Annotated in this window: 20 protein-coding genes and 1 tRNA gene; 13 read left to right on the top strand and 8 right to left on the bottom strand. The window is 64.0% G+C overall.

From position 1 onward, the window contains the following. Positions 1-4: 4 nt before the first annotated feature. Complete coding sequence (hemL, locus tag AC1DMA_RS09665; RefSeq protein ID WP_478144044.1) at positions 5-1291, bottom strand: glutamate-1-semialdehyde 2,1-aminomutase; 1287 nt, start codon at positions 1289-1291, stop codon at positions 5-7. A gap of 137 nt (positions 1292-1428) precedes the next feature. Continuing rightward, positions 1429-2349, bottom strand: a complete 921-nt coding sequence (thiD, locus tag AC1DMA_RS09660) for a bifunctional hydroxymethylpyrimidine kinase/phosphomethylpyrimidine kinase (RefSeq protein ID WP_478144043.1) — start codon at positions 2347-2349, stop codon at positions 1429-1431. A 147-nt stretch (positions 2350-2496) separates the two neighbouring features. Here thiD and AC1DMA_RS09655 point away from each other — a divergent pair, with 147 nt between their 5' ends. From AC1DMA_RS09655 to AC1DMA_RS09630, 6 genes are all read left to right on the top strand, one after another. After that, positions 2497-2667 (top strand): rubredoxin, encoded by a 171-nt coding sequence (locus AC1DMA_RS09655; protein ID WP_007838397.1) that lies wholly within the window; start codon positions 2497-2499, stop codon positions 2665-2667. Between the two features lie 84 nt (positions 2668-2751). Then, positions 2752-3147, top strand: a complete 396-nt coding sequence (locus AC1DMA_RS09650) for a response regulator (protein ID WP_478124833.1) — start codon at positions 2752-2754, stop codon at positions 3145-3147. After that, complete coding sequence (locus AC1DMA_RS09645) at positions 3148-3513, top strand: response regulator (protein ID WP_478124832.1); 366 nt, start codon at positions 3148-3150, stop codon at positions 3511-3513. Between the two features lie 25 nt (positions 3514-3538). Beyond that, positions 3539-4084 (top strand): chemotaxis protein CheW, encoded by a 546-nt coding sequence (locus AC1DMA_RS09640; RefSeq protein WP_478124831.1) that lies wholly within the window; start codon positions 3539-3541, stop codon positions 4082-4084. A gap of 205 nt (positions 4085-4289) precedes the next feature. Beyond that, the gene (locus AC1DMA_RS09635; RefSeq protein ID WP_478125275.1) at positions 4290-6458 is read left to right on the top strand and encodes a methyl-accepting chemotaxis protein; all 2169 of its coding nucleotides are present in this window, start codon (positions 4290-4292) and stop codon (positions 6456-6458) included. An 18-nt stretch (positions 6459-6476) separates the two neighbouring features. Further along, the gene (locus tag AC1DMA_RS09630; RefSeq protein WP_478144042.1) at positions 6477-12545 is read left to right on the top strand and encodes an Hpt domain-containing protein; all 6069 of its coding nucleotides are present in this window, start codon (positions 6477-6479) and stop codon (positions 12543-12545) included. Between the two features lie 4 nt (positions 12546-12549). Here AC1DMA_RS09630 and AC1DMA_RS09625 read toward each other — a convergent pair whose 3' ends face one another. Then, a complete protein-coding gene (locus tag AC1DMA_RS09625; RefSeq protein WP_478144041.1) occupies positions 12550-14052 on the bottom strand; it encodes a cryptochrome/photolyase family protein in 1503 nt (500 codons plus the stop codon). Between AC1DMA_RS09625 and AC1DMA_RS09620 the strand changes: the two genes are divergently transcribed. Genes AC1DMA_RS09620 through AC1DMA_RS09595 form a run of 6 tightly spaced genes read left to right on the top strand, consistent with a single transcriptional unit; the run spans position 14051 to position 18554 of the window. After that, a complete protein-coding gene (locus tag AC1DMA_RS09620) occupies positions 14051-14650 on the top strand; it encodes a YqgE/AlgH family protein (protein ID WP_478124828.1) in 600 nt (199 codons plus the stop codon). The genes AC1DMA_RS09625 and AC1DMA_RS09620 overlap by 2 nt on opposite strands. 11 nt (positions 14651-14661) lie before the next feature. Beyond that, positions 14662-15075 (top strand): Holliday junction resolvase RuvX, encoded by a 414-nt coding sequence (gene ruvX, locus AC1DMA_RS09615; RefSeq protein WP_478144040.1) that lies wholly within the window; start codon positions 14662-14664, stop codon positions 15073-15075. Beyond that, positions 15072-15569, top strand: a complete 498-nt coding sequence (gene pyrR, locus AC1DMA_RS09610) for a bifunctional pyr operon transcriptional regulator/uracil phosphoribosyltransferase PyrR (RefSeq protein ID WP_478124826.1) — start codon at positions 15072-15074, stop codon at positions 15567-15569. Before ruvX ends, pyrR begins: the two co-directional genes overlap by 4 nt. Further along, a complete protein-coding gene (locus AC1DMA_RS09605; protein ID WP_478144039.1) occupies positions 15569-16531 on the top strand; it encodes an aspartate carbamoyltransferase catalytic subunit in 963 nt (320 codons plus the stop codon). Before pyrR ends, AC1DMA_RS09605 begins: the two co-directional genes overlap by 1 nt. Next, a complete protein-coding gene (locus tag AC1DMA_RS09600; protein WP_478144038.1) occupies positions 16528-17802 on the top strand; it encodes a dihydroorotase in 1275 nt (424 codons plus the stop codon). Before AC1DMA_RS09605 ends, AC1DMA_RS09600 begins: the two co-directional genes overlap by 4 nt. 8 nt (positions 17803-17810) lie before the next feature. Further along, positions 17811-18554 carry a lysophospholipid acyltransferase family protein gene (locus AC1DMA_RS09595; RefSeq protein ID WP_478144037.1) on the top strand — a complete coding sequence of 248 codons (744 nt, stop codon included), beginning with the start codon at positions 17811-17813 and terminating at the stop codon, positions 18552-18554. 237 nt (positions 18555-18791) lie between these two features. Here the strand turns inward: AC1DMA_RS09595 and AC1DMA_RS09590 are convergent, their stop codons facing one another. The 4 genes from AC1DMA_RS09590 to AC1DMA_RS09575 form a co-directional block, all read right to left on the bottom strand. After that, on the bottom strand, positions 18792-19871 hold the full coding sequence (locus tag AC1DMA_RS09590; RefSeq protein WP_478144036.1) for an NUDIX domain-containing protein: 1080 nt from the start codon (positions 19869-19871) through the stop codon (positions 18792-18794). Between the two features lie 83 nt (positions 19872-19954). Next, the gene (locus tag AC1DMA_RS09585) at positions 19955-20488 is read right to left on the bottom strand and encodes an Rrf2 family transcriptional regulator (RefSeq protein ID WP_478124821.1); all 534 of its coding nucleotides are present in this window, start codon (positions 20486-20488) and stop codon (positions 19955-19957) included. A 124-nt stretch (positions 20489-20612) separates the two neighbouring features. Next, entirely contained in the window at positions 20613-20963 is a 351-nt protein-coding gene (locus AC1DMA_RS09580) for a hypothetical protein (RefSeq protein ID WP_478124820.1), read from the bottom strand. 35 nt (positions 20964-20998) lie between these two features. Then, the gene (locus AC1DMA_RS09575; protein ID WP_478124819.1) at positions 20999-21310 is read right to left on the bottom strand and encodes a hypothetical protein; all 312 of its coding nucleotides are present in this window, start codon (positions 21308-21310) and stop codon (positions 20999-21001) included. 181 nt (positions 21311-21491) lie between these two features. Here AC1DMA_RS09575 and AC1DMA_RS09570 point away from each other — a divergent pair, with 181 nt between their 5' ends. Next, complete coding sequence (locus AC1DMA_RS09570) at positions 21492-21671, top strand: hypothetical protein (protein WP_478144035.1); 180 nt, start codon at positions 21492-21494, stop codon at positions 21669-21671. 43 nt (positions 21672-21714) lie between these two features. On the opposite strand, the gene AC1DMA_RS09565 is transcribed toward AC1DMA_RS09570, so the two are convergent. Beyond that, a tRNA-Arg gene (locus AC1DMA_RS09565) sits at positions 21715-21789 on the bottom strand. Between the last annotated feature and the right edge of the window lie 21 nt (positions 21790-21810).

Raw genomic sequence — 21810 nt, 5'->3', positions numbered from 1 at the left:
GCGGCTACAGCGCCGCAAAAATCTGGCGTGCGGACTCGATGGTCTGCGCGATATCGGCGTCGCTGTGCGCAGCGCTCACGAAGCCTGCCTCGTAGAGCGCTGGCGCGATGTACACGCCGCGGTCGAGCAAGCCGTGGAACAGGCTGTTGAACCTGGCGCCATCGCTCTTCATCACGGCGGTGTAGTTCTGCGGCAGTGCATCGAGCAGGAAGAAGCCGAACATCCCGCCTTCGCTGTCGGCGCTGAACGGAACTCCTTCAGCGGCCGCCGCAGCCTTCAGTCCGTCGACAAGCGTGCGCGTCTTCTGCGACAACGCATCGAAGAAACCGGGCTTGGCCACTTCTCTCAACGTCGCGAGCCCGCAGGCCGTTGCCACAGGGTTGCCCGATAGCGTGCCGGCCTGGTACACCGGCCCGAGCGGCGCGAGCTGTTCCATGATCGCGCGAGGTCCGCCGAATGCAGCCAGCGGCATGCCGCCGCCGATGACCTTGCCCAGCACCGTGAGGTCGGGCGTGATCCCCAGCACGCCTTGCGCGCCGCGAGGGCCGACGCGAAAGCCCGTCATGACCTCGTCGAAGACCAGCAGGGCGCCGTTCTGAGTGCAAAGCTCACGGCATCGTTTCGCGAAAGCGGCGCTTGCGCGAACAAAGTTCATGTTGCCTGCGATGGCTTCGATCATCAGGCAGGCGATCTCGTGGCCGTGCAGCGCAAAGGCTTCCTCGAGCTGAGCGAGATTGTTGTATTCGAGCACCAGCGTGTGTTGCACGACTTCGGGCGGCACGCCGGCAGAAGTCGGATTGCCGAAAGTCGCCAGCCCCGAACCCGCCTTGACCAGCAGCGCGTCAGCATGGCCGTGATAGCAGCCTTCGAACTTGATGATGTATTTGCGGCCCGTGGCTCCGCGTGCGAGACGAAGCGCGCTCATCGCCGCTTCGGTCCCCGAGCTCACGAGGCGCACCATTTCCATGGACGGCACCAGCGCAAGGATGGCTTCGGCAAGTTCGATCTCGCGCTCCGTCGGCGCACCGAACGAAAAACCTTCGGTCACCGCGCGCTGTACAGCGTCGACCACGGTCGGATGCCCGTGCCCCAGAATCATCGGCCCCCAAGAGCCGATGTAGTCGATATAGCGCTTGTCGTCCGCATCCCAAAAATAAGCGCCCTGTGCTCGCTTGACGAAGCGCGGCGTCCCTCCGACCGCCTTGAACGCGCGCACCGGCGAATTCACGCCCCCCGGAATGACCGCGCGAGCGCGCTCAAAAAGAATCTCGTTCTGATCAGAATGTGCCATCCCCCAAGTATCTTCCAAGCGAACCAGCGAGCACCAGAAACACCGCGGAACCGGCTCAGCCGGGCCGCAGGTGTTGCCCCCGGTCAGGGGGAAGGCGAAGCGACACGCAGTGCGCGCAGCCTGGGGGCGAGCAACACCTAGTGCCGAGTGTCGTGCGGCGGCAGCGCAAAGTCCGACGGAGAGGCTGGGTCGGCGTCCTCTTCTTCATCTTCAGGCTGCGCCCAGAAGAGGCGATCCGGAAGCACGTGGCCCATTCCCGGACGAAAGCCGGCGTCCAGACAGCGATCCATGTAGCTCAGCGCCTCGCTTGCGGCGGCGACGAGGTCCGTCCCGCTGGCGAGCAGTGCCGAGAGAGCGGCCGACAGCGTATCGCCCGCGCCTGCGAACACGGCATCGAGTCGCTCGTACTTCTCGCTCGCCAGAACCGATTGCGGCGACGCCAGCACGTTGTCGATGAACTGTTCGGGCAGGACCAGTCCGGTGACCAAGGTGTACGGAACCCCGAATTCACCCGCCGCCTTTGCCACATCGCGGGCCGTGGGCGGCCGCTCCCCGCTCCAGTCGGGCAGCAGCCAGCGCCAAAGAGTGCTGTGATTGCCGACGAGGACCGTCGTCTGCGGCAGCACCAGTTCGCGGAACGCATCGAGGTAGGCGTCGATCTGGTCGTCTTGCCACCACGAAAGGTTCGGCATGTAGGCGACGACAGGAACCTCCGGATAGTCCGTCGCCGTCTCGGCGACTGTGCTCAGGTTTTCCGGAGAGCCCACGAAGCCGATCTTGATCAGTTGCACTTCCACGTCTTCGAGGATCGATCGCGCCTGTTCGGCCACGGCTTCCTCGTCGAAAGCGAAGTGATCGAATATTTCGGCTGTGTCGCGCGCGTAGGCTCCGGTCACGACCGGCAGCATGTGGGCGCCGACGGAAGCCATCGCCACCGCGTCCGCGCCAAGGCCGCCGGCACCGCTTGGGTCGCTGGCATTGAAAACCAGCACGCAAGGCGGATTCAAATCGCTCTCTTCCGCGGCTTCATCGTTCGAGGGGTCGGTAAGATCGCTCACTTTGATCGTGCTCTGTTGGTAATGGGGAAGTCTTCATACTCAGGCAGGGCTCACCGGGATGGTGGCATATCTGAGACGCTTGTCACGAGTTTCTCGATACGTTTGGATACGATCGTTGCATTTGATGAACAGGGACCTTAAGCTGCGATGAATACGAAAACCTGGATGTGCCTGATTTGTGGGTGGATCTACGACGAAGCGGTCGGAGTACCAGAAGATGGTATTGCGGCCGGTACGGCGTGGGCAGATGTCCCGATGAACTGGACCTGCCCCGAGTGTGGGGCCCGCAAGGAAGACTTTGAAATGGTTGAGATCTAGAAGCATGGCATAGGGCCGCGCTTCCTGTGTTCCTTGTGGGAGCGCAGCGGTCTTCAAAGGTGTCAAAGAGGAGCGGTGCCAACAATGAGCGCGACTGGATCTGGTTACAAGGTGCTTGTCATCGACGACAGCAACACCATTCGGCGCAGCGCCGAGATCTTCCTCAAACAAGGCGGCCACGAAGTCCTCCTCGCGGAGGACGGCTTCGACGCTCTCTCCAAGGTGAATGACCACAAACCCCACCTGATCTTTTGCGACATCCTGATGCCACGCCTGGACGGCTATCAGACTTGCGCCATCATCAAGCGCAACTCGCATTTCTCGAATGTCCCTGTCGTGATGCTGTCTTCCAAGGATGGCGTCTTTGACAAGGCGCGTGGTCGGATGGTCGGCTCACAGGACTATCTCACCAAACCCTTCACAAAAGACCAACTGCTTCACGCCGTGCAGCAGTTCGGTATCGTTCAGGAAGCGCAGTAAATGCCCATTCGCAAAGTGCTCGTCGTCGACGATTCGAAGACCGAGCTGGTATTTCTTTCAGACCTTCTTCAGAAGAATGGCTTCTCGGTGAAGACGGCCGAAAACGCGGACGATGCCATGCGTCGCCTCGAAGAGGAGCAACCGGATCTGATCCTGATGGACGTTGTCATGCCGGGCCAGAACGGCTTCCAGCTCACCCGCGCGATTGCTCGCAACCCGCAATACGCGTCGGTTCCGATCATCATGTGCACCAGCAAGAACCAGGAAACCGACCGTCTCTGGGGCATGCGCCAAGGTGCAAGGGACTACATCGTCAAACCGGTCAATCCGGCTGAGTTGATCGCGAAGATCAGCGCGCTGGCCTGATTCCCGCAAGCGTTTCAACCATTCCATGGCCAACCGCGACGCTCTTCGCGCATTTCAGTCCCGGCTCGCCGGCCGTCTCCAGGCGGCGCGTACGTCAGGCGTCTCCGCATCGTGGCTTGCGGTCGAAGCGGGCGACGCAAATTACCTGTTTCCGCTCGGGCATGCGGGCGAGATTTTTCCGTGGACGTCTCCCGAGCCGGTGCCCTATACCGAGCCCTGGTTCCTCGGCGTGGCCAACCTCCGTGGTGGGCTGTTCGGTGTCATCCAGCTTTCTGCCTTCGTTTCGGGCGCAAACGCTGCCCCGGTCGCTGCCCCCGTCGCCAACGATGGCGCGCGCCCCCAGTCGCGGCTCGTCGCACTCAATGAAATGCTTGAAGTCAACTGCGCGTTGCTTATCGATCGGCTGGTTGGCTTGCGCGGTGTCGATGCTTTTGTTGCATCGCAAGCGCCGGAGGCGGACGGCCCGGCTTGGCTGGGCCATTCATATACAGACGCCGCTGGAGCGCGCTGGCAGGAAATCAACCTGCAAGCGCTCTCCCAGCAACCTCAATTTTTGAGCATAGGCGCCTGAGCGCTGCGCCCAGTACCGAATACAACCTGAAGGAACGACCGTGAGCTCGATCGCCGACAAGTTCAAGAAATTCCTGCCTGTCGCCGGCGGCGACGTCCGCATGGGGGCCGACAACGGCGCCACCCTGGCGCTCGACGGCATTGACACGATGCAGCCCCAGGACGAAAAAACGATGCTGATCCACAGGGACACGCCAGCGCCCGAAATGACCACGCACTCATCCGACGCCGAAACCACCGCGACACCCGCTGAAGATCCGGCGCCGCCGGTCGAAGCGACGCCGGACGTTGCCGCTGCGAGCCCCACGCGAACCGAGCGCTCGAGGCGCACCCAGCGTTCGAATCCCGCCCGGCAGCAACGGATTCTCGCGTTGGCACTGGCCGCCGTGGTGCTGTTGCTGCTGCTGGTTGCCGGCTCCGCCATCCTGCGCGCCGAACGGCTTGCGCAACAGGTGGCCGCCACCGGCCAATCGCTCATGCAATCGCAGCGGCTGGCCAAATCCGTCTCCCAGGCCCTCGTGGGCAACGTGGCTGCCTTCGCCGAAGTGAAGGACAGCTCGGATGACCTGACGCGCCGCGTACAAGGTCTCGCAAACGGCGACGACGCCATCAAGCTCGAGCGCGTCGGCAGTCAGTACGACGCCGAACTGGGCAAGATCACGCCGCTGGTCGAGCGGGCGGACAAGAGCGCCAAGGCCGTGTTGGCTCAGCAGCAGATCCTGACGCAGGTCGGCAACGCCTTGCGTGACATCAATCGCCAGTCTTCGGATCTTCTGGAAATGGCTGAAACCGTGGCCTCGCTCAAGATGCAGCAGAACGCCACGTTGCCCGAGATTTCCGCTGCAGGCCAGCTTGTGATGCTGACGCAGCGCATCGGCAAGTCGGCCAACGAATTCCTCACTGTCGAAGGCGTGAGCCCCGATGCCGTGTTCCTGCTCGGCAAGGACCTGAACTCCTTCCAGGAAATCTCGCGGGGCTTGCTTGACGGAAGCGCGCAGCAACGCCTGCCTGGTACGCGCGACCCGCAGACGCGTCAGCAGCTCGAAGCCATCTTGAAAACGTACGAACAGACTCGCACGCAAGCCAGCGCGATTCTGGGCAATCTGCAAGGCCTGGTCGCCGCTCGCGAAGCGCAAGCGGCCATCCTTGCAGACAGCGAACCCCTTCGCACTTCGCTTGGCGACCTGCAGGACAAGCTCTCGGCACGCACCGGCCTTGGCGCGGGTACCGTCGTCATGCTGTTCGTGCTGTCGCTGGCCGCACTGGCCCTCGCGGGCGCAATCGGTTTCGTGCAGGTTCGCGAAGGCCGCGAACGTGCCGCCGCAGCCGAGCGCGACCGGCTCGAAGCCGAACGTGCGAGCGAAGATGCCACCCGCGTCAATGCGGCGAACCAGGCGGCGATCTTGCGTCTCATGAACGAACTGCAGACGGTTGCCGAGGGCGACCTCACGCAGGAAGCCACGGTGACCGAGGACATCACCGGCGCCATCGCCGATTCGGTGAACTACACGGTGGAAGAACTTCGCTTGCTCGTTGGCAACGTTCAGAACACGGCCACACGCGTGGCGCAAACGACCTCGCAGGTTGAAAGCACGTCGACCGAACTGCTTGCCGCCTCAACCGAACAGCTGCGCGAGATTCGCGAAACGGGCCAGTCGGTGCTCACGATGGCCGAGCGGATCAACGGAGTGTCTTCACAAGCGCAGGAATCGGCCACGGTGGCGCGCCAGTCGCTGCAAGCCGCTTCGTCGGGCTTGCAGGCCGTGCAGAACGCAATTGGCGGCATGAACTCGATTCGCGATCAGATCCAGGAAACCTCCAAGCGGATCAAGCGCCTGGGCGAATCGTCGCAAGAGATCGGCGAAATCACCGAGCTGATTTCAGACATTACTGAGCAGACGAACGTGCTGGCGCTCAACGCAGCCATCCAGGCGGCTTCCGCCGGCGAAGCGGGCCGCGGCTTCTCGGTGGTTGCCGAAGAAGTGCAGCGACTGGCTGAACGTTCCGCTGACGCCACGCGCCAGATCTCGGCGCTCGTGAAGGCGATTCAGACCGACACACAGGATGCGGTCGGCGCCATGGAGCGCTCCACGCAGGGTGTGGTCGAAGGGGCCAAGCTTTCCGACAATGCGGGTACCGCGTTGTCCGAGATCGACCGTGTGTCGCGCCGCCTTGCGGATCTGATCGAGCAGATTTCGCAATCGGCCTCGCGCGAAGCTGATTCCGCCAATGTCGTGGCTGCCAACATCCAGCACATCTTTGCCGTGACCGAGCAGACCGGTGAAGGCACTCGCACCACTGCACAGCAGGTCCGCGAGCTTTCGCACATGGCTGAGGAGTTGCGCCAGTCCGTGTCTCGTTTCAAGATTTCGTAAAAACGCAGAGCCCCCAACGTGTCGATTCAAAGCCCTGCAACCGCCCACACCGCCGGCAACGCACCGGCGACAGAGGATCTTGGGCCGTTGGCCTGGGTCCTTGGAGAAATCCAGAAATCGCTCGACGGTGTAGGCAAGTCTCTGCGGCGCTTCGCCCGAGACGCCGCGGCTGCCGCGCCTGGAACCGAGATCGACACGATGCCCGTGCGGCTGGCACGCCAGCAACTGCATCAGGCCGTCGGCGCATTGCAGATGGTGGGCCACACCGCGCCTGCACTCGTGCTGGGTGCGATGGAGTTCGCAGTCCAGAGCTTTGTGACCGAGCCTTTGCGCTGCACCGAAGCGGCAGTGGTCAAGATCGATCGCGCGGGCTTCGCGGTCGCGGACTTCCTGAACGCGGTGATTGCAGGCAAGGTCGTCTCTTCGGTCGCTCTTTTCCCGCAATACCGCGAAGTGCTGGAACTGGTCGGCAACGAGCGCGTGCATCCGGCCGATCTCTGGAGCATGAGCTGGCGCTGGGTCGAGATCAAGCCGGCACCGACGCAGACTGCATTGGTGTATGACCCCGCCGTCCGGTCGAAGCTCGACCGCGAAGTGCTGCAGGTGGTCAAGAGCGGCGACGACCATGCCGCGCGCCGACTTCAGGCCTTGTGCCTCGGACTCGGCCGAGGCGCTTCGATGCCGAGGGTCGCCAGTTTCTGGACGCTTGCCGCAGGCTTCTTCGAGGCACTCGCGCTGGCACTCATTCCGGCGGACAGTCACGTCAAGCGCGCAGCATCGCGCGTGCTTCTGCAATACGCCACTCTTGCTCGCGGGGACAACACTGTCTCGGATCGCCTCGGACAGGACCTGTTGTTCTTCTGCGCCCAGGCGGTTCCTGGGCCGAAGGACGAAGCCGCCACCCTGCGCGCCGTTCGCGCTGCCTGGGGTGTCGCCAACGAACAGACGGTCGACTACACGATCGAGCAATTCGGCCGCTTCGATCCGCTGATGCTGGCGCAAGCGCGCAAGCGCATCGAAGCCGCCAAGGAAATGTGGTCGGCTCTGTCGGGCGGCGACGTGACCCGGACGCGGCAGGTGGTCGACACTTTCGCGCAACTCGGCGAATCGCTGCAGAAGCTGCATCCACCGAGCATGCCGATGGTGCAGGCGCTCAACAACGCTGTCGACGCATCCATGAGAAGCGGCCAGGCACCCAGCACCGAACTCGCGATGGAAGTCGCCACGTCCGTTCTGTACCTGGAAGCAGCTTTCGAGGATCTCGATCCGCAGGATCGGCAGCTGACCGCGCGCACCGTGCAACTCGCCGGACGGATCGAACGCGCGCGCGATGGCGGCCGTTCGGAACCGCTCGAGCCCTGGATGGAGGAGCTCTATCGCCGCGTGAGCGACCGCCAGACGATGGGCACCGTCGTCAGCGAGCTTCGCAGCCACCTGAGCGAACTTGAAAAATCGCTCGACCAGTTTTTCCGCCGCCCCACCGAAAAGGGCCTGCTCCGCACAGTGCCCGGGCAGCTCCTGCAAATGCGCGGGGTGTTTTCGGTCCTCGGTCTGGATCAAGCGGCGCAAACGGTGCAGCGCATGCGCGAGAACGTCGATCAGCTTCTTGCTGAAGAGTCGCCAGTGGACGAGATCCGCGCCTTCGATTCGCTCGGCAACAACCTGGGCGCCCTAGGTTTCCTGATCGACATGCTGAGCTACCAGCCCGCGCTGGCCAAGCGGCTGTTCGTGTTCGACTCTGAAATCGGCGAGCTCAAGCCGCTCATGGGGCGGCAGGGCGCCGAAGGCGGCGCAACGGAAGCGGCGGCACCGGTGTCGTTCGCGTCCGCGTCGGGCACAGTCGCTCCCACCGAGGCTGTCTTGAGTGTCGAGGAAGTCGACGCCCAGATCGCGGCCAAGCTCGCCGCGCTTGCCTCACCCGGCACGCGCAAGCCGCCGCCTTCGCCCATCGAGGAATTCAGCCGGGCAACCACCAGCTGGACCTCCAAGATTACCGGCCCCGCGCCACTGGAAGCGCTGCCCGATACCGAAGTCACGGAGCTGGAGGAAGACGATCTCCAGAACATCTTCCTCGACGAAGCGCGGGAAGTGCTCCACAACGGATTGGCGGCAGTCTCGGCGCTTGGCGCACGGCCGACCGACGAAGGCGAACTGACCGTCCTGCGGCGTGCATTCCACACCCTCAAGGGCAGCTCGCGCATGGTCGGGCTGATGGACTTCGGCGAAGCCGCCTGGTCGCTGGAGCAGGTGCTGAATACCTGGCTGGCCGACGAGCGCCCGGCGACGCCCGAATTGCTCGAGGGCACCCGTACCGTGCTGCGCGATTTCGCGACGTGGGTCGAGGCTATTGCCTCGGGCGAAGCTCACGAATGGCATTCGGCGCCCTTCATCGCCATCGCCGAGGCGCTGCGCACAGGCGAGCCGCTCGCTCCGCCGGCTCGCGTTGCGGACGTGGACGCATTGGTCGCGGCCGCGCGCCACATCGCTGCTGAATCCGAGCCGGTTCCGGCGCCGGCGGCCGAACCGCTGCCGCTGCCCGCAATGCCGGTGATGCCCGATCTGCCGGACCTCAGTCTCGACTTCGGTGCGCCCGAGGAGCTTGGCGAACCGCCGGCTGCAGAGGGCGCCGAACACGCGGAACGCGCGGAACGCATTGAAGAGCCGAATTCCGACAACGGCTTTGCTTCGACTGATTTTCTCGACTTCGATGCGAAGCCAGAGCCGCCGTCCGAAGAAGCGACCCCGCTGGGAGACATTGAAGACGTCGACTTTCTCGAGACCATGCACACATCGATCGAGCCTTCGCTCGCCGGTGTGGCTCGCTCGGAGAGTGCAGCACCTGAGCCCGAAGCCGAAGCCGAACCCGAGCTCCAACCCGAATGGCTGGCTGTGCCCGAGACGGCACAAGCCCCGGCGATGGAACTTGCCGCGGAAACTCCGAAGCCCGACTCTGCGGCGGAGCTGTCTTTCGAGCTGACCCTGGAGCCGGAGGCCGAGGCGCTGCCGGAGCTGGCGTCCACGCCGGTGCCCGAACCGGAGCCGGAAGCATCGATAGAACCCGCCGTCGAGACGTTGCCTGCAGAGGTCGAGACTGTTTCGACGGACGCCCAGGCGCCGATCGAGGCTCCGCCGGAGGCACCTTCGATTGCCGCCGCGCCGAGCGCGGAGGAGCAGGTCAAGGTCATTGGACCTTTGCGCATCGGCATCGCGCTCTACAACGTCTACCTGAACGAGGCCGACGAGTGGTCTCGCCAACTCGCAACCGAAGTCGGCGAATGGGCGCTCGAGTCCCATCAGCGCGTGTCCGACTCGACCATCGGTCTTGCGCATTCGCTGGCCGGGAGTTCCGCAACGGTCGGCTTCCATAGCCTGTCTGGCATGGCGCGTTCCTTCGAGGCCGCGCTGCAGCATCTGCAGATGCAAGGCAGGGGAACGCCGGCACAGGGTGCTGTGCTTGTGGCTGCGGCCGAAGAACTCCGGCGCCTGCTCCACCAATTTGCGGCAGGTTTCCTCAAGGATCCAGCCGAAGCAACGCTGCTGGCCTTGCGCGACGTCGCGGCCTCGCAACTCGCCGCAGAGCCGCCAGAAGTCAAGGCTGTGCCGCCGCTGCACATCGTGCGCGAGGCTGCAGCCGATGTAGCGCTGGATGATTCCGACGAAGGCCTGGACGTCGCGGACGCAGTCGACACTGACTTGTTCCCGATCTTCGAGGAAGAGGCTGCCGAATTGCTGCCTCAACTCGGCGGCGCGCTGCGGGAGTGGTCTCAGCGTCCTGACGATGCGGCGTCGCGCTCCTCGGCGTTGCGCACGCTCCACACGCTCAAGGGCAGCGCACGCCTCGCTGGTGCAATGCGCCTGGGCGAACGGGCCCACCGCATGGAGTCCGAGATCGAGGCGATCGCCCTCGACGGGGCCGACCAGCGGTCGATCGAGCAACTGTTGACTCGCTTCGATGCTTTGCAAGCAACCTTCGACAGCCTGCGGGCTGAGGACGATGCCATCCAGACGGACCTGGTCCGGCGCGCCATCGTCGCGACGCCCGAGCACAAGGTCGACGAACACGAGCGGGAGCATGCCGCCGAGGCCCAGCCGTCTGTCGCAAAGACAGAAGCAGGGACTGAAGCGGAAAGCGCGGCGATCGCCGTACCCGCAGACCGCTCGGGCGTTGCCATACCTTCGCCTTCGGCGCTCACGCCGTTGCGCGCAGTGTCCAGCCAGGCGGTGCGCATCCGCACCCACCTGCTCGACCGCTTGGTCGCACAGGCCGGCGAAGTCATCATCACGCGTTCGCGGCTGGAAGCCGAACTGGGACAGTTGCGCAGTTCGCTGAGCGACCTGACCGGCAACCTGGACCGCCTGCGGCAGCAGTTGCGCGACATCGAGGTCCAGGCGGAAAGCCAGATGCAATCGCGTCTGGCCCAGGCGAAGGATTCACAGCAGGGCTTCGATCCACTCGAATTCGACCGGTTCACGCGCGTGCAAGAACTGACTCGCATGATGGCCGAGTCGGTCAACGACGTGGCGACGGTTCAGCGCACGCTCCAGAAGACGGTTCAAGCAACCGAAGACGACTTGAGCGCACAGGCGCGCCAGACGCGCGAACTGCAGCGTGGCCTGCTGCGCACGCGCATGGTGGAGTTCGAAGGCATCTCGGAGCGCCTCTACCGCGTGGTGCGCCAAGCGTCCAAGGACACCGGCAAGCAAGTGCGGCTGGACATCACCGGCGGCTCGATCGAAATGGATCGCGGCGTTCTCGACCGCATGACGCCGGCCTTCGAACACCTCCTGCGCAATTGCGTCGCGCACGGTATCGAGGATGCCGCGGCTCGCGAAAGCGCCGGCAAGGATGCAAGCGGGCTGATCACCATCGAACTGCATCACGAGGGCAACGACGTCTCCGTGAGCTTCCGGGATGACGGCGCCGGACTCAACTACGAGCGCATCGCTATTCGGGCTCGCGCCTTGGGGCTCATTGCGGACGGTCAGCAGCTCAGCCATGACGAAGCGGCTGAGTTGATTTTCCAGCCCGGCTTCTCCACGGCCGCCCAGGTGTCGGAACTGGCCGGCCGCGGAATCGGCATGGATGTCGTGCGGGCGCAGGTGGCAGCGCTTGGCGGACGGATCGAAACTCACAGCAAGTCGGGCGAGGGCACCACCTTCAAGCTGGTGCTGCCGCTGACTACCGCCGTGACGCACGTGGTCATGATGCGTGCCGGCACCGTCACGATCGGTGTGCCTTCCAACTTGATCGAACTGGTGCTGCGCGCGAACGCATCCGATCTCGAAAAGGCGTATCTGGATCAGCGCTATGCCTTCGGTGGCGAGCAGGTGCCGTTCTTCTGGGCGGGCGCGCTGTTGCAGTCCTCGGCGGGCAGCGACCGCGCTGCGGGCAAGGCCAACACCATCGTCATCGCCCGAAGCGCCGCACAACGCGTCGCGCTCCACGTGGACGAAGTTCTGGGCAACCAGGAAGTGGTCGTCAAGAATCTCGGGCCGCAGCTTTCTCGCCTGCCAGGGATGGCCGCGATTTCGGTGCTGACCTCGGGTGCCGTCGCGTTGATCTACAACCCGGTCGCACTCGCCGCGATCCACGGTGAAAGAGCCCGCGCGCTGCAGGCGACCGCCGGCCGCCATGGGGCGTCCCAGGACGGACGCGGGGCGGAACCCGCTGCACCTGCAGCCAAGGCTCCATCGCAAGTCCCGCTGGTGCTGGTAGTGGACGATTCCATCACGGTGCGGCGCGTCACCCAGCGTTTGCTGCAGCGCGAGGGATATCGCGTGTCGCTCGCGGCCGACGGTCTGCAGGCGCTCGAACGCCTGCAGCAGGAGCGGCCTGCCGTCGTGCTGTCGGACATCGAGATGCCGCGCATGGATGGCTTCGACCTGGCGCGCAACATCCGTGCGGACGCTTCGCTGGCCGATCTGCCGATCATCATGATCACTTCGCGCATCGCTGAAAAGCATCACGACCATGCGCGCGCGCTGGGCGTCAACCACTATCTGGGCAAGCCGTACTCCGAAGAGGAGCTGTTGCGTCTGGTGCGCAGCTACACCGGCGTCGACTTGCCGGTCGCCTTGGCCGCCTGACGCGTCAGCGCGTCTCGTGCGGCGTCTGCCGCACGACGGCGTAGCGCTGCAGCGTTCGCTCACGCGCTTCAGCGTGGTCGACGATGGGCTTGGGGTAGTCAACCCCAAGCTTCAACCCTGCGGCCTCCAGTTCGAGCGGCTTCGCTTCCCATGGCGCATGGATTGAGGCGTTGGACAGCTTTGCGAGTTTCGGCAGGTACCGGCGGATGAACTTGCCTTCAGGGTCGAAGCGCTCGCTCTGGGTGACCGGGTTGAAGATCCTGAAATAGGGTTGCGCGTCGCACCCGCTCGAACTCGCCCACTGCCACCCGCCATTGTTCGATGACAGCTCGAAGTCATTGAGATGCACCGCAAAGTAGTGTTCGCCGCGCCGCCAGTCGATACCGAGGTCCTTGCAGAGAAAGCTGGCAACCACCATTCGCAGCCGGTTGTGCATGTAGCCGGTCTGGTTGATCTGAGCCATTGCCGCGTCGATCAGCGGATAGCCGGTTTGTCCGTTGCACCATGCGTCGAACTGGGCGTCGGCGTGCTTGCCGTGGTGCCACTGGATCTTGTCGTATTCGGGCCTGAAGCTGCGTGATTCTCCATTGCTCGCCACATGCGGGTTGTGCGCCAGGATCTGAAAATAAAAATCGCGCCAGATGAGTTCGCCGAGCCATGTCGCGGCGCCCTCGTTGCCTTGGAGCGAAAGCTGGTGCGCAACGCCTGCAAGCTGGCGGATCGAGACCGTGCCGAAGCGCAGGTGCACGCCCAGGTAGCTCGGGCCGCGCACGGCGGGGTAGTCGCGCGCCGCGCGGTAGCGATCCATGCGCTGAACGAAATCATTGAACAGCGCAGCGCCGCCCTGGCTGCCGGTCGGAATGTCGATGTCCGCGAGATTGCTTTTCTCGAAGCCGAGCTCAGTCAGCGTCGGCACCGGCGACTGAAACCTTTCCGGCGCGACAGTCAGCGCGTCAGCGTGGCTGCGGGTCGGATACGGCTTCAGATAGAAGTCGTCGAGCTTGGCGAGCCATGCACGCTTGTAAGGCGTGAAGACCGTGTACGGCTGCCCGGCATGCGTCAGCACCTCGTCACGGTCGAAGATGGCCTGGTCCTTGTAGCTATGAAAGGCGATTCCGGCGTTGGCCAAGGCGCCCAACACCTTGGCGTCGCGTGCAAGCGCCGCCGGCTCATCATCGCGATTCGCGAAGACGGCCTGGACTTCGAGCGAACGCGCCAGCTCCGGGATCTCGTCCTCTGCTGTTGCATGGCGAACGATCAGCGATCCGCCCTGGGCGCGAAGCTCCGTTTCGAGCTCGACCAGCGATTCGCGGATGAACTCGACGCGGCGATCCACGCGCGGGAGCGGATCGAGGATCGGGCGGTCGAAAACGAACACGCAGACGACCTGCCGGCACGTTCGCAGCGCCTGGTAGAGCGCGGCGTTGTCGTCCAGACGCAAATCGCGGCGAAACCACATCAACCCCTTCGGATAGATCTTGTCGACGGCCAGTAAAATCGGTGGCATGGCTTTCGATTCTGCCCCGATGAACCTTACGCATCATTTCCTGATTGCGATGCCGGGTCTGGAAGACAAGGCCTTCAATCGCAGCGTTGTCTATCTCTGTGAGCACAGCGAGCGCGGCGCGCTCGGCCTCGTGATCAACAAGCCCAGCGACATCAATCTCGGCGTGCTGTTCGAGAAGATCGAACTCCATCTCTCCAGCCCGGAACTCGGTAACGCACCCGTGTTCCAGGGCGGCCCCGTGCAGACCGAGCGCGGCTTCGTCCTCCATGAACCTGTCTTTGCCCACGAGGACAAACCGAACGAGTCCGTCTATGCATCGACCATGACCATCCCTGGCGGCCTGGAAATGACGACGTCCAAGGATGTGCTGGAGGCGCTCGCCACCGGCGCGGGGCCGCGCAAGGTGCTGGTGTCGCTCGGTTATGCCGCCTGGGGCGAAGGCCAGCTCGAATCCGAACTGGCCGAGAACAGCTGGCTGACGGTCGGTGCCGATCCGGCCGTGATCTTCGATACGCCCATCGAGCAACGCTACGACAAGGCCCTGTCACTTCTGGGCCTCCAGGCTTGGACCCTGTCACCCGACGCGGGGCATGCATGAGCGTTTCGGCGATGCCTGACGCTGCCCCTTCGGTTCCTTCCCATTTTCAAACCTTCCTGGCTTTCGATTACGGCCAGAAGCGCACCGGCGTCGCCAGCGGCAATCGTTTGCTGAAGACTGCGACGCCGCAGCCGACCATCAAGGCCGAAGGCGACGCGCGCTTTGCACAGGTGCAGGCGCGCATCGGCGAATGGCAGCCGGATGCGCTGGTGGTTGGCGTTCCCTATCATCCCGACGGCGCACCGCATGAAAACACCCGTGCCGCCCAGCGCTTCGCGCGTCAATTGCACGGCCGCTTCAAGCTGCCGGTGTACGAGGTCGACGAACGCTACAGCACCACGGAGGCGCTCGCCTCGGGTGCGCGCGATGCCGACGCCGCGTCGGCCTGCATCATTCTTGAACAGTTCCTGAGGAGCCTTCCGTGAACTCCATCCCTGACGCCGAAGCGCTCTACCTCGGGTTGCTGCGCGGCGTGAAATCCCTGATGCGCGAGGACACTCGCCTAGTCGGCATCACATCGGGCGGCGCCTGGCTCGTGGAGCGCCTGCAAAAAGACCTGGGCCTGCCCGGCGCGCCGGGTGTGATTTCGTCGGCCATGCACCGCGACGATTTCGCCCGGCGCGGCTTGTCCGCAAGCGCGCAGACGTCGCTCCCTTTCGATGTCAACGGCGCCGATGTGCTGCTGCTCGATGACGTGCTCTACACCGGACGGACGATTCGGGCCGTGCTCAATGAATTGTTCGACTTCGGCAGGCCGGCGCGCGTACGGCTGGCGGTGCTGATCGATCGCGGCGGCCGTGAGCTACCTGTGGCCGCTGATTTCGCCGCCCAGAAGCTCGAACTGCCTGCCACGCAGTTGCTTGCACTGGCCCGCGGCAACACCGGTGCCTTCAGTTTCAAGGTGGAGGAGAACGCTTGATGCTCTACAAACGAAATCCCCAACTCAACAAGAACGGCGAACTGATTCACCTGCTCTCGATCGAGGGTTTGCCCAAGGACATCGTCACCCATATCCTCGACACCGCCGCGAACTTCACCAGCGTGAGCGACCGCGAGGTCAAGAAGGTGCCATTGCTGCGCGGCAAGAGCGTGTTCAACCTGTTCTTCGAGAACTCGACTCGCACGCGGACCACTTTCGAGATCGCGGCCAAGCGCCTGTCCGCGGATGTCATCAATCTCGACATCGCGCGGTCCTCGGCGACCAAGGGCGAATCGCTGCTCGACACCATCGCCAACCTGAGCGCGATGGCGGCCGACCTGTTCGTCGTGCGCCACAGCGAGTCCGGCGCGCCTTACCTGATCGCGCAGCATGTGGCGCCGCATGTGCACGTCGTGAATGCCGGCGATGGTCGTCATGCGCACCCGACGCAGGGGCTGCTCGACATGTACACGATCCGCCACTACAAGAAGGACTTCGCGAACCTCACGGTTGCGATCGTCGGCGACGTGCTGCATTCGCGTGTGGCGCGCTCCGATATCCATGCGCTCACCACGCTGGGCTGCGCTGAAGTTCGGGTGGTCGGCCCAAAGACGCTGGTGCCCGGCGATCTTGCGCAGATGGGTGTCCGCGTCTGCCACACGCTCCAAGAAGGCATCAAGGACTGCGACGTCGTCATCATGCTGCGGCTGCAGAACGAGCGCATGAGCGGTGCGCTGCTGCCTTCGTCGCAGGAATTCTTCAAGACCTACGGCCTCACCCCCGAGAAATTGCAGTTGGCAAAGCCTGATGCGATCGTGATGCATCCGGGGCCCATCAACCGCGGCGTGGAGATCGACTCCGCGGTGGTCGATGGCCGGCAAAGCGTGATCCTGCCGCAGGTCACTTTCGGCATCGCGGTCCGGATGGCCGTGATGAGCATCGTTGCAGGGAACGAAGCATGAGCAATCTTCTGATCACCAACGGTCGCGTCATCGACCCTGCCTCCAAGCTTGATCGCATGGCTGACCTCGCAATTGCCGACGGAAAGATTCTCGCCATCGGGAACGTCTCCAGCGAGTTTCGCGCCGACCGCACGCTCGATGCCCAAGGGTGTTGGGTGGTGCCGGGTCTGGTCGACTTGGCTGCGAGGTTGCGCGAACCCGGCTACGAGCACGAGGGCATGCTCGAAAGCGAAATGGCCGCAGCAGTCGCTGGCGGCGTCACGAGCCTGGTCTGTCCGCCCGACACAGACCCGGTGCTCGACGAGCCGGGCTTGGTCGAGATGCTCAAGTTCCGCGCCGAGAAACTGCAGAGAGCTCGCCTCTTCCCGCAGGGAGCGCTGACGCGCGGGCTGGCCGGCGAAGTGTTGACCGAAATGGCCGAACTGACCGAGGCCGGCTGCATCGGCTTCGGCCAGGCCGAAGTCCCTTTCGGCAACACACAGGTACTGCAGCGCGCGCTGCAGTACGCCAGCACCTTCGGATACACGGTCTGGCTGCGCCCCCAGGAACGCGATCTGGGCAGGGGCGTTGCTGCCAGCGGCCCGCTGGCGACCCGCCTCGGCTTGGCGGGAGTGCCGGTGGCAGCCGAGACGATCGCCATCTTCACCATCATCGAACTCATGCGCAGCACGGGAGCACGCGTGCACCTGTGTCGCCTGTCGAGCGCCGCCGGCGTGGAGCAGGTGCGCGCGGCCAAAGCCGAAGGCCTGGCGCTGACCTGCGATGTGAGCATCAATTCTCTGCATCTGGTCGATACCGACATCGGCTATTTCGACAGCCGGGCGCGCCTCAATCCGCCATTGCGCCAGCAGCGGGATCGCGACGGGTTGTCGGCTGGGTTGGCCGACGGAACCATCGACGCCCTGGTGTCCGATCACACGCCCGTCGAAGCGGACGCCAAGACCCTTCCCTACGCCGAGAGCGAGGCCGGTGCGACAGGCCTTGAATTGCTGCTGCCGCTCGCGTTGCAGTGGGGCGAGCAAAGCGGTGCGGGGCTGTCGCGTGCGATCGAGGTCGTCAGCGCCGCGCCCGCGCGCCTGATCGGCCTCGCAGGTGCGGGTCGCCTGGCCGAGGGTGGTGCCGCTGATTTGTGCGTGGTCGACCCCGCTTACGAATGGCAAGTCACGCCCGACGCGCTCAGAAGCCAAGGCAAGCACACGCCCTTCGGCGGCTATGCCATGCACGCACGTGCCCGCTACACGCTGGTGGACGGACGCGTCGTTCACGGCTGACCCGCACGATGCAGGCCCTGTCCGCGAGCCTCAGGCTGCTGCGAGCCCTCGCGCATGTGTTCGGAGGCTGGTGGACCATCCGGACCCGGTTTCCGCATCTATCGGCGGCCGAGCGCGAAGCCCGCGTGCAGCAATGGGCCGAGCGAATGCTGAACCTGATGGGGATCAGCTTGACGGTGCAAGGTACGCCGCCGACGCACGGGCCGGTGCTGGTGGTCTGCAATCACCTCTCGTGGCTCGACATCCTGACGATTCATGCGGCGAGGCATGTGCGCTTCGTTTCCAAGTCGGTCGTGCGGCACTGGCCGGTCATCGGCACGTTGTCGACTGGGGCCGGATCGCTCTACATCGAGCGTGAGCGGCGACGCGACGCCATGCGCGTGGTGCATCACATGACGGAGGCGTTGCGCAAGGGGGACGTGATCGCCGTCTTCCCGGAGGGAACGACCAGCGACGGCCATGGCTTGCTTCCTTTTCATGCGAATCTTCTACAAGCAGCCATCTCCTCCGGTGCGCCGGTGCAACCCGCCGCCCTGCGGTTTGCCGATGCGGCTTCGGGGGAGACCAGCTATGCGCCGCGATACATCGACGACGACAACCTGCTCACGTCCGTCTGGAATACGCTGAAAGCACCGCCGCTGCTTGCAATTGTCCGATTCGGAGAGCCCCAGCCGTCGCATGGACGCGAGCGGCGTGAGTGGGCGCGAAGCCTTCACGCGGACGTCCAGACGCTTCGCCGTGATCTGAAATAGCGTTCTTTGCTTCCGGGCCTGATGGCGGGCCCGTCCAAAAAACAGCGCCCGGGAGGGCGCTGTGCAACGGCGCCATGAGCGCCGGGAGGAGGAAATCGTCGTCGGGGGGCGGGCCTGAGCGGCCAACGCGCCTCGGGAGTTTCGCGAAGGGCTCTTTTTAATGCCTAGGTATTCACCTTAGGCCGCGCTTGGGCGTTTCGCTGCCGGAGAAGGCTGCGGGCGGACGTCGTCCGCTGCCTACAGCAATCCCTGGCGCGGCAAAAGGGGCAACAGGCCGAGGTAGTGGTCGAGCATCTGGAAGTGATCATCCAGAAAACGATCTTCCCGCTCCAGCAGGTGTGGGATCGGCACCCAGTCGGCGGCCGCCGCATCGTCGTCCGCCTGCAAGGATGGGAGCTCGCGCTCTCCGAGATCGAAGAAATGACCGTGGGTGATGGTGCGTCCGCGCTGGCTCCGGTCGGGCCGGTCGAACACGTCGTTGGCTCTCAGGGCCGCGCGCAGCGTGGCAGGCGGAAGTGCGAGGTGCGTTTCTTCGTCCAACTCGCGCAAGGCGGCCTGTAGGGTCGTTTCGCGCTGTTCCAGGAATCCTCCCGGCACGGCGAGCAGTCCTTTGCCAGGCGCGTGCCCACGTTCGATGAGCAAGACCTTGTCCTGACACTTCACCACACAGTCGACGGTTACCAGCACCGGCGGATAGGGTGCCGATGCCCACGATGCGTCGTATTCGCGAAGCACCGCAGCCTCTTGCTGGAGCGCCTCGAAGAGGCTTTGTGCACTCCAATCCCTCAGGAAGTCCGCAGTGCTTGCGGGAATCTCCTTCGCCAGTTCGACAAGAGCCTTCGATGGCGCAGCGAATATGGCATCGCGCATGGCGCTCGCGGGGCGAATGGGCAGGCTTTCTCCAAGCTGAAGTGACCATTCTGGAAATTCGCGGAGGTATTCGCGCGTGGCGTCCCGGATGTGTCCAACCAGCACGGTCGAAGACGGTTTTTCAACGCTGTGCTCAGCCAGGGCCTGCGCTACGCCTCGTCGGACTGCCGCCAACCATCGCGCCTCGTTGAAATAGTCCCGCACCGGCACGAACATGACGCGCTGCTGTTCCAGTGCAGGCAGGGCCCGGCGCACCATCTCCGCTCGCTCTTCCCAGGTGAATGGGTGCTTTGGCGAGCGGGCCTGAAATGCCGAGCCGATCACCACGACCACATGGGTGGCCGCGTCGAGCGCCTGCCTCAGAAGGGAAAGATGGCCCTCATGAAATGGCTGGAAGCGGCCGATGAGAACAGCGAGATCGCGCGTCGAAGAATGCGAGGAAGTCATATTGAATGCGAGAGCATAGGGCGTTCTACTTTGCGAACGCCCCGCTCGCGCAATTTGATTCCTGCGACGCACTCAAGTCCACATCAAGAGCGCTTTGCCAGCATGCTTCCCAGCGCGAAAACCGAATTCGGCGCGTTAATGGGCGCCGGCTTCACGCGCGCGGCGGGCACGACAACGCGGCGACCCGGTCTTTCGACTTCCACACCGCGCGCGATCTGTTCGTCGACCAGGCTCTGCAGCGTGATCGAGTCGAGAAATTCCACCGCGCGATGGCGGACGGAGGCCCAGAGTTCGTCTGTCGCGTGGCGATCCACCGCGCCTGGCACATCACCCGACAGGGGCCTTGCCGTGTCGTCCGCGATGCCGTCGATCGCCATGATGATGCTCGCGACGGTGATCTCCGCTGGCTTCTTGCCGAGCGAATATCCCCCGCCGGGGCCGCGGGTGGACTCGACCAGGTTGTGGCGGCGCAACTTGGCAAAGAGTTGTTCGAGGTGCGACAGCGAAATCCGCTGTCGGCGGCTGATGGAGCCCAGGTTGACGGGGCCCGCGGCGCCTTGCAGTGCCACATCGATCATGGCGGTGACTGCAAATCGGCCCTTGGTGGTGAGACGCATGGTGATTCTTCCTGTACGGGGAGCGGCTGTCGCCGCCGGATAAGCACATCGGGCGCACGGATGCGCGATGCAGGCGCTCGCATCGAGAGAAAAGCGGAGCCAAAGGCTCTCGAGGCGGCGAGGCTTAGACGGGGAGGGCGGTGCTGCGAGGTGGCCGCTTGGGCCGCTCGAGCCAGGGAGAAGGCGAGCTGTTCGCGGCCGATCGGGGCGGCCATGCGGACGCGATTGCCTCGACCACCAGCGGTTGTCCGCCGGTCAGGCATTCGGTGAAGTCGGGGCTTGCCTCATCCAGGCCCGCCGTCTCATCGTTCGCGTCAGGGTTGAGCGGATCGCCCATGGAAGAGGCGTCTTGCACTACGGTCACGAGCTTGCTGGTGCCGTCGTGCGGCTCGCTCCCTCCGGCTTGCGCGATGGTCGCGAAGCCGTAGCAAGACAGCAGAAACGCAAAGAAGGAGGCAATGAGCCAGCGTGGCATGGGCGATGGATTTTAACTTTGCGCCGAAGGGCGGTTTATTCCCACCTCGGGAGGTCTTGCAACGCGGTGTTGGGCCGGTCGGTCAGGTCGACGCTGGTGATTTCCTTTCCGCTCGGCCCAAGCTCAACGTCCCAGGTGATCTCCCAGGTGTGATCTTCGGTGCGGCGAACCAGGCAAATTTCTTCGCCGGCCGCAAGAAGTTGGAGGCACTCGTCGAGGCTGATGCGCTGCGCAGAGCCGAGAGCCAATCCGCTCGAGCCCAACTCTTTGTGGACCACCGGGTGGATGGCGACGAGATCGATTTTCCCGTCCTTGTAGTGGACAGCAGAAATTGCGTGCTGGGCCATGAGGTGACCTCCTTCCTGGGGCGGATGCAGTATGGCGCCAGCGTCGGTCTGCCTGTCGCGCAAATGGGTATGCGGTGACGGGCAGCGGCGCCGGCCGGGTCGATTCTGGCTCGAAAAACTGAAAACTAAAGTGTGCGATTTTTCCTTGGGCGTCGGCGTAGGCCATCAAGACAATCGATCCATGGCGAAATCATCAACCGACATGCAGAATTTCAGTACCTTTGCGGCCCTGCACCGTGCAGACTTGACGCACGAGCCTCTGAAGGCCATCGGATCGGGGGTGCCTTGGGGACGAATTGCACTGATCGCGATCGGGAGCGTTGTCGCCGCGGTGGTGCTGCGTGTGCTGGCGGCTTGGTAAGCGGCGGTTCTCCGCGGTGGACTCGGACACGTGAGGAGGCACATGGTGCCCTCGACAGGAATCGAACCTGTATCTGAGTCTTAGGAGGACCCCGTTCTATCCATTGAACTACGAGGACGAGAGCGGCTGCAACTTTACC

The organism is Variovorax sp. 05N34 (assembly GCF_056397405.1).
Note: the sequence above shows the minus strand (reverse complement) of the source record. Positions and strands in the feature narration are given on the sequence as shown.